The organism is Novosphingobium sp. HR1a (assembly GCF_015594425.1).
Taxonomy (GTDB): Bacteria; Pseudomonadota; Alphaproteobacteria; order Sphingomonadales; family Sphingomonadaceae; genus Novosphingobium; species Novosphingobium resinovorum_A.
Genome location: NZ_JABXWS010000177.1, coordinates 1 through 257 on the forward strand (window position 1 = coordinate 1; position 257 = coordinate 257).

Here is a 257-nt window from a genome sequence, read left to right on the forward strand (position 1 = left end):
CAGGCTCAGCTTGGCACCTGCCTCGAAGGATTCGCTGTTTTCGGGATCGAAGATCTGCCCGTTGACATTGGTGCCGACATTGGCCCGGAAGCCCTGCCCATAGGCGGCGTAAATCGTCACCGGATCGCTCAGTTCGTAGACCACGCCGGCTTGCGGGCTGAAGCGGCTGCGCTTGCGGCGGCTGTTCTGGCTGGTCAGGCGATTGTCGGTTTCCAGCGTCAGGTGGTCGAAGCGCCCGCCGATGCGGATCTGCAGCC

At 63.4% G+C, this 257-nt stretch carries 1 protein-coding gene; it reads right to left on the reverse strand.

The window, feature by feature from the left end:
* On the reverse strand, positions 1 to 257 hold a 257-nt coding region (locus HWN72_RS30885; protein WP_211152348.1), incomplete at both ends, for a TonB-dependent receptor domain-containing protein.